Raw genomic sequence first — 7,365 nt, 5'->3', positions numbered from 1 at the left:
AGTGGAACGACCCCGCCGTCAAGGGGTCGAAGCGTACCTTCAAGGGCGCGCTCGTGCTGCTCGACTACCCGAACCAGCCGTTCGTGGTGACGCAGTCCCACGGCGCCCGCCACCGTGGTCAGGGTCCACTCGGCGAACCACCGGTAGGCGATGAGGTCGTGCTCCTCCGACAGCGCGGCCAGCTGCCCGGCCAGCGGGCCGCGGACGTGCGCCTCGCGCTCGTAGTCGGCCTCCTTGATCAGGAGCGCCAGCCCCAGCCCGGTCATCGCGGGATCGTCCAGGTCGCGGGCCAGACCGGCGACCTCGCGCGCGGCCGCCAGGCTACGCGGGTCCCCTTCACCCGCCAGCTCGCCGCAGAACGCGTCAAGCAGCCGGCAGCGGGTGACCGGATCGAGGTCGCCGCGGCGGAGCAGCCGCGACAGCAGCTCCACCGTGGGCGTGTCCACCACCCCGTACGGGCGGATCTGCCAGGGCGTGGCCTCAGTCCACGACGTGAACGCGACGATCAGCAGCTCGTCGCGCCCTGACTCCCTGGCGACCTGGACGGCCCGTTCCCGGGTGTCGCGGGCGGCCACCACGGCGCCCGCGCGTACCTGCGCCCGCAGCAGCTCTCCCAGCAACTCCACCCGGCGGGCGCAGCCGCCGTCGGCGTCGGCGACCCGCTCGAAGCAGTCCAGCGCCTGGTCGAGCAGCTCCACCGCGGTGTCGTGGGCGTACCTGCGGGTGGCGAGCTCGGCGGCGCGGACCGAGTAGTCCACCGCCTGCGCGGCCGTGGCCGAGGTCGCCGCCCTGGCGTAGTGGTGCGCGAGCGCGGTCGCATCGCCGGGATGCAGCGCCCGCAGCGACTCGGCTATGCGGGCGTGCATGCGCGTCCGCCGTACCTGGGGAAGGTCCTTGTAGAGGGTGTCGCGCACGAGCGCGTGCACGAACCGGACGCGTCCCGGCGACGGCTCGGTCAGCAGCCCGGACAGCTCCCCCGCCTCCAGCGCGTCGAGCACCTCGTCCTCGTCGCCGTCGGCGGCGTTGATCAGGACCTCGACCTCTGCCTCCCTGCCGACCACCGCGGCCAGCCGCAACACGCTCACCGCCGCCGCGGGAAGCCTGGCGAGGCGGCGGCGGAGCACGTCACGCACGCCCTCCGGCACCAGGGATAGGCTGCCCTCGCTGGCCAGCAGCCGGGCGCTCTCCCACACGTAGAACGGGTTTCCGCCGGTGCGCTCGGCCAGCGACGCGACGGTGCCGGGATCGACGGTCCTGCCGCACACGTACGTGACCAGCTGCTCGACGTCGGCCACGGGCAGCCCGTCCAGGTGCAGCCGCAGCGGGGCGTGCCGGGCGAGCGCGGCCAGCACGTCCTCCTGCTGCGTCTCGATGATCTCGGCGGGCCGGAAGGCGGCGATGAGCAGGACGCGGGCGTCACCCAGGTTGTCGGCGACCGCGCCGAGCAGGGCGAGGGTCTCGGTGTCCGCTCGGTGCAGGTCGTCGAGGACGATCGCCAGCGCCTGCCGCGACCTGCCCCGCGGGATCGTACGCAGCCACGAGCACACAGCCCGATGCAGCCGGAACCGCCCCGCCGAGGCGTCGTCACCGGCCAGCGGACCCTCCCCGAGCAGCGGCGACAGCGCCGTCTCATGCTCGCCGGGAGGGAACATGCGCGCCAGCGGCCGCAGCGCCTCCAGCCACGCCCAGGCCGGGGGCGCGCCGTCGGTCTCCGGGCAGCGGCCCACGGTCACGAGCCAGTCGCCGGGCTCCAGACGGTCGTGCAGCTGGGCGAGCAGCGCCGTCTTGCCGGCCCCCGGCTCCCCGGCGACCAGGGCGATTCTCGGGGTGCCCGCGAGCGCCTCGTCCGCGGCGCGGGTGAGCGCGGCCAGCTCGGCGGCCCGCCCCACGAACAGCGACCGCTGCGGGGCGATCTCGGGCACCGCCCGTACGGGAACCGCGCCGGTGTCGTGGCGGGCCACGGAGGCGTGCAGCACGTCCATGCGCTGCTGGAGTATGGCCTCCTCCAGCTCCACCAGGGCCGGTCCTGGATCGAGCCCGAGCTCGTCGATCAGCGTGTCGCGGGCTCTGCGCAGCGCGCCCAGCGCGTCGGCCTGCCGGTTGCCGCCCCACAGGGCCAGCGCGAGCAGCCGCCAGCCCTCCTCGCGCAGCGGCTGCCGCCGCGTCAGCACCTCGGCGGCGGGCACGGCGTCGGCGATCGGGGCGGATCTGAGCATCGTGGCCACGAGAAGCTCGCCGGCGCCGAGCTTCAGCTCCTCCAGCCTGGCCGCCTCGGCGACGGCCCACTCCTCGTCGGCCATCTCGGCGTACGCGTCCCCGCGCCACAGGGCGAGGGACTCCTCCAGCAGGGTCCTCGCGTGGGCCGGCTTGTCGTGGTGGTGCTCGCGGGCCTCGCGGACGAGCCGCTCGAACCGCCAGGCGTCCACCGCGTCGTCGGCCAGCCGGATCGCGTAGCCGGGGGCGGCGCTGACCAGCACGCGGGCCGGGGCACGCGGCGGCCGATCGGGCTCGAGCGCGCGGCGCAGGTTGGAGATGTACGACTGGAGTGCCGCGATGGCCTGGGGCGGCGGTTCGCCCTGCCACAGGTCGTCGATGAGCCGGTCGACGGAGACCACGTCTCCCCTGGCCGCCACGAGCCGGCCGACGATGGCGCGCTGCCGCGCTCCGCGAAGCGGGACGGCGGAGCCGTCGACGGCGGCCTGAATGGGACCGAGCACCCCGATGCGGATCACCGGACGATCCTGGACCGATCCAACGGGAAGCCGGATAAGTCCCGTCTCGGAACCTCGATGAGCACGCGCACATCGTAGATCCCGACAGGCTCTTGACGCTACGTGCAGATAACCCAGTACGGCGCCTTGTCAGGTGAATTGCGCGCGACTTGGGCGCGACTCATTCGACTTGGGCGGAGATCACGAGTCGTACCCAAGCTTCCGCCAAGTGGTGATCCCTAGCGTTTTCTCCGGTCCCCCGTCCGGACGCCCACTACGGGACATCGGAAGGAAACACAGTGTCCAAGATCAAGATCGACGACCTCGCGGCCGTCGGCCCCGAGCTGGACGAGGGCGACCTCCGCCTCGCCGGCGGGGGGCCGAGGTACGAGTGCGGGCAGCACTAGGAGACGGCCATGCTGCTTGAGGCGCTCGAGACCCTGCGCGCCGTGGCGGACATGGAGCCGCCGCAGGCCCAGGAGCGGCTGAAGGACCTGCGGGAACGCCATCCCCATACGCGGTTCCGGCTGCTGAGGCAGCGGGCGGAGTACGACGGCTCGCCGCACTACGATCTGCTGATCACCACGCCGGGCGAGGGCACGGTCTCGCTGTCCTGGCGTCCGGACGGGGCGTCGCCGCTGCGCAACGTGCACCGCGCGGGCGAGCCGGCGGTCCTGCGCGTCAACGGCATCACCGTGCCGATCTCGGATGTCGTGGCCCGATCGGGCTTCCTATGGGAGGACACCAGGCTGATGAACCGGCTGATCTCTTCGGCCCTGCTGCAACAGGACCTGCGGGAGTCGCCGGTCGAACTCGCGGACGGCGAGCTGCGGGAGGCAGCGGACGCCTTCCTCCGCGCCCGGGGCCTGCTGACCGCGGCGCAGGCCAGGGAGTGGATGGAGCGGCGCTCGATGACGACGCGCGACCTGGAGGAGGTCGTCGCGGGCGAGGCCGCGGCCGAGCGCATCCGCCGCCGGGTGACCGAGGGGCGGGTTGAGCGGTATTTCGACGAGCATCGCGACGAGTTCGGCACGGCCAGGATCGCCCGGCTGACGTTCCCGGACGCCGCAGCGGCCCGCCGGGCCTCCGAGAGGCTCGCCGATTCCGCGGAAGCACTCGACGTCTTCTACCCCCTGGCCGAGGCGGGGGAGGCGAGGCTGGTGATCGAGGAGGTGCCGCTCGCCGACCTCCAGAAGCCGGCGCCCGACGACGAACTGATCAGGGTGATCTCCGTCAGCTCCGCCGAGCTGGACGCGCCGACTCGCGGGCGTGTGGAGCAGCGGATCTTCGAGGAGTGGTTGGAGGAGCGGCGCCGTACCGCGCGGGTCGAATGGGTCTGGGGCACGGCGCGGCCGCCTGCTTGACTCTCCTTCCACGCCACGTCGAGGCACACATGAGGTGATATGCACCTCTTTAGGATGTTTGGAGTTGCTTGGGCGATTTGTCCTGAATTACTGTGCATCGGCACTCCCAACCTCCTATCTGTGCCGAAGAGGCTGTCATGGCGATGTCCGGAAATATCAGGAAAGGCTTGGCGGTGGTGGTAGCCGTCGTCCTCGCCTTGGCCATGGCGTCCCAGGCGGCCGCCGGCACCGCGGCCCAGCCCAAGCGGCCGAACATCATCTTCTTCCTCGTCGACGACATGTCAGCCGAGCTGCTCCAGTACATGGACACGGTCAAGAGCCTCGCCCACGACGGCACCTCGTTCACCGACTACTACGTGGCCGACTCGCTCTGCTGCCCGTCCCGGGCCACCATGTTCACCGGCCAGTTCCCCCACAACACCGGCGTGCGGACCAACCAGGGCTACGACCACGGCGGTTATCCGGCGTTCCAGAAGCATGAGGGCAGGACGTACGCCGTCTCCCTGCATCAAGCCGGATACCGTACGGGCTACCTGGGCAAGTACATCAACGAGTATCCCGCCGGCAACGGCTACAAGGTGCCGGTCGGCTGGGACGAGTGGCATGTGACCGCGGCCGGTGGATACAACGAGTACAAGTACCGGCTCACCCGCTACATCAAAGAGGAATCGGGCGCCAAGCGGCCGACCGATCCCTCCGGGGGCACGTACCTGGTGGACGAGCTGGGGCAGCGGGCAGTGGGCTTCATCGAGCGGTCCCGCAAGTACGCCCCCGGCGAGCCGTTCTTCCTCCAGGTCTCGCCCTTCTCGCCGCACAACAGGGTCAACGTCAAGCCCGGTGACACGGAGCCGCGCTTTCCGCCCGCGGAACGCGACCGGCCTAAGGACCGATTTCCTGGCGGGGAGTTCCCCCACGGCGACTGCGGCGGCGTCGACTGCGACAGCATCGACGTGACCGCCCTGCCCACGTTCAACGAGGACACCGCCGACAAGCCCTCCTGGGTACGGCGGGCGCCGATCGGCCCGAAGCTCGTCAAGCAGCTCCGCGAGGACTTCCGCGACCGGATCCGCATGGTGCAGTCGATCGACGACATGGTGGCCCGCGTCCTGTCGGCGTTGACCGAGCAGGAGAAGCAGAACACGTACGTCGTGTTCACCAGCGACAACGGCTTCCACCTCGGGCAGCACCGCCTGGTGCGCGGCAAGGCCACCGCCTACGACCAGGACGTACGGGTGCCGCTCATCGTCAGGCGTCCGGCCACGGGGCAGCACGGCGACCTCGTGACCAACGCCATCGCCCAGAACGTGGACCTGTTCGCGACCTTCCTCGACATGGCCGGCGTCGGCCAGGCGACGCGCGACAGCCGCGACGGTCGCAGCCTGCTGCCCCTCATCCAGGGCCAGAAGGTCGCCGGCTGGCGCGATGCGGCGCTGATCGAGCACGTCAAGCCGACCCCCAACGCGCCGGGCCAGCCCGACCCCGACGCGGACGCCCTCAAGAAGGGCAACTCCCGTCCGCCCACCTACAATGCCGTGCGCACCGCGGGCGAGCTCTATGTCGAGTACAAGGGCGATCCGAAGCCCGAGTACTACAACACCGTCACCGATCCACGCGAGGAGTCCAACGACCCCGGCAACGCCAGAACGGCCGACCTGAGCAAGGTCCTCGATGCGCTGAAGGGGTGCGGCAAGCCCGGCGCGGTGGACTGCTGGACAGCCGCCCACGTGCGCTCGTAGCCCGCCACCATGGAGGACGCGGCCGCCCTCGCGCGGGCTGAGGCTCTGGTCACGTTCAGCCCAGGTCGAGGCGGGCGAGTTCGGTGCGGGTGGTGACGCCGAGTTTGGGGAAGGCGCGGTACAGGTGGTGGCTGACCGTCTTGGGGCTGAGGAAGAGCTGGGCGGCGATCTCCCGGTTGGTGGCCCCCGTGGCGGCCAGGCGTACCACCTGCAGTTCCTGGGGTGAGAGCGAGGCGACCAGGTCGGGGGCGCCCTGGGCCACGGTCTCACCCGCCGCGCGCAGCTCGGCGCGGGCCCGCTCGGCCCATGGGCGGGCGCCGACGCGTTCGAAGGTCTCCAGTGCGGAGCGCAGGCGGGTGCGGGACTCGTTCTTCCGGCGGGCGCGGCGCAGCCACTCGCCGTAGAGCAGGTCGGTGCGGGCCCGTTCGTACGGTCGGTTCGCGTCGGCGTGTGACCGTGCGGCCTGCTCCCAATGCCGTTCCGCCTCGTGGTCGTCGTGGGCGAGGAGGGCACGGCAGCGATGCAGTACGGCGTCCGCCCACGGATGGCGGGCGGCCGTGGCCCAGGACTCGAAGCGGGCGAGCGGTTGTGCGGCGCGGGCGGGCCGGCCCAGCCGTACGGCGGCCTCGATCTGGTCGGGAGCGAAGTAGATGGGCATGATCTGGTGCCGGATCGGCCCGCGTGCGGCGGCGTCGAAGCGTTCCAGCGCGGCCTCGAAGCGGCCTTGGCCGAGATCCAGCAGGCCGAGCGCCCACTCGGCCCAGCCCACGATCGTCGCCACCGGATGGGCGGTGACGTGCGCGATCGTACGCTCGGCGAGCTCGCGGCAGTCCTGTTCCCGCCCCTGGACGGCGGCCACCATGGCCATGACGCTCTCGAAGTGCGCGACGCGGTGCGTCTGGCCGATGTCGGTGGCGAGCAGGCGTCCCTCGGTCGCGGTCGTGACGGCGTCGCGGAAGCGTCCGAGGTACATCTGGTGGATCGCCAGCACCGCCTGGGCGAGCGGCAGCAGCCCGATCATGCCGTCGGCCCGGCATTCCTCGATCACCGACTGGGCGATGCCGAGCCCGTTGTCGAAGTCGCCCGATATCCCGGCCAGCGAGCAGATACTGATCCTGAGGGCCGACATGCCGGAGGGAATCGCCCCGGCCACGGCGATGAGCTCGCGAAAAGGCGGGAGCGCCCGGTCCAGGTCGCCGGCCAGGAAGTCGGCCATCGCGCGGGCCGCCCGGACGAACCCGTCCAGCCCGTCCTCCGGTGTCAGCGGCAGGCCGGCGAGCCGCGCCGCGGACTCGGCGACGGCCGCCGGATCGCTGAGGTACCACGCGTTGCGCACCGCGTCGAGCAGGATGAGTGCCGCACCCTTCCGGTCCAGATCCGCGATGGAGGCGGCGCCGTCGAGGAGGATCCGGTGGGCGTCATGCACGGCGCCCCGGTCGAACGCGATCCGGCCGCGCAGGCCCGCGAGCCGGGCGAGGGTCAGCGGGTCGTCGGCGAGCCGACGCGTCTGATCGGCCAGGACCTGCGCGTGCTCCAGGGCGCCGGAGTCCGCTG

The 7,365-nt window shown here is 71.8% G+C and carries 4 protein-coding genes; 2 read left to right on the top strand and 2 right to left on the bottom strand.

Annotated features, from left to right (window positions below; all coding sequences use genetic code 11):
• Window positions 1-2,732, bottom strand: a 2,732-nt coding sequence (locus AB0J09_RS50380; RefSeq protein WP_360708375.1) for a BTAD domain-containing putative transcriptional regulator, incomplete at its 3' end; no start/stop codon positions are given.
• A gap of 395 nt (window positions 2,733-3,127) precedes the next feature.
• Here AB0J09_RS50380 and AB0J09_RS50375 point away from each other — a divergent pair.
• Together AB0J09_RS50375 and AB0J09_RS50370 are read left to right on the top strand one after the other, a co-directional pair.
• Window positions 3,128-4,075: a TIGR04500 family putative peptide maturation system protein gene (locus AB0J09_RS50375; protein ID WP_360708372.1), complete on the top strand. Its 948-nt coding sequence runs from the start codon at window positions 3,128-3,130 to the stop codon at window positions 4,073-4,075.
• A gap of 173 nt (window positions 4,076-4,248) precedes the next feature.
• Window positions 4,249-5,811, top strand: coding sequence for a sulfatase (locus tag AB0J09_RS50370; protein ID WP_360708378.1), 1,563 nt, complete (start codon window positions 4,249-4,251; stop codon window positions 5,809-5,811).
• A 55-nt stretch (window positions 5,812-5,866) separates the two neighbouring features.
• On the opposite strand, the gene AB0J09_RS50365 is transcribed toward AB0J09_RS50370, so the two are convergent.
• On the bottom strand, window positions 5,867-7,365 hold a 1,499-nt coding region (locus tag AB0J09_RS50365), incomplete at its 5' end, for a LuxR C-terminal-related transcriptional regulator (protein ID WP_360708369.1).

This window comes from Nonomuraea sp. NPDC049784, from assembly GCF_040659615.1.
In the GTDB taxonomy this organism is placed as follows: Bacteria; Actinomycetota; Actinomycetes; order Streptosporangiales; family Streptosporangiaceae; genus Nonomuraea.
The sequence above is the reverse complement of the archived record's forward strand: the minus strand, read 5'-3'. Positions and strand labels throughout refer to the sequence as shown.

Coding starts and splice junctions, on each gene's coding strand:
- AB0J09_RS50375 (WP_360708372.1), top strand. CDS start 3,128: ATGCTGCTTGAGGCGCTCGAGACCCTGCGCGCCGTGGCGGACATGGAG.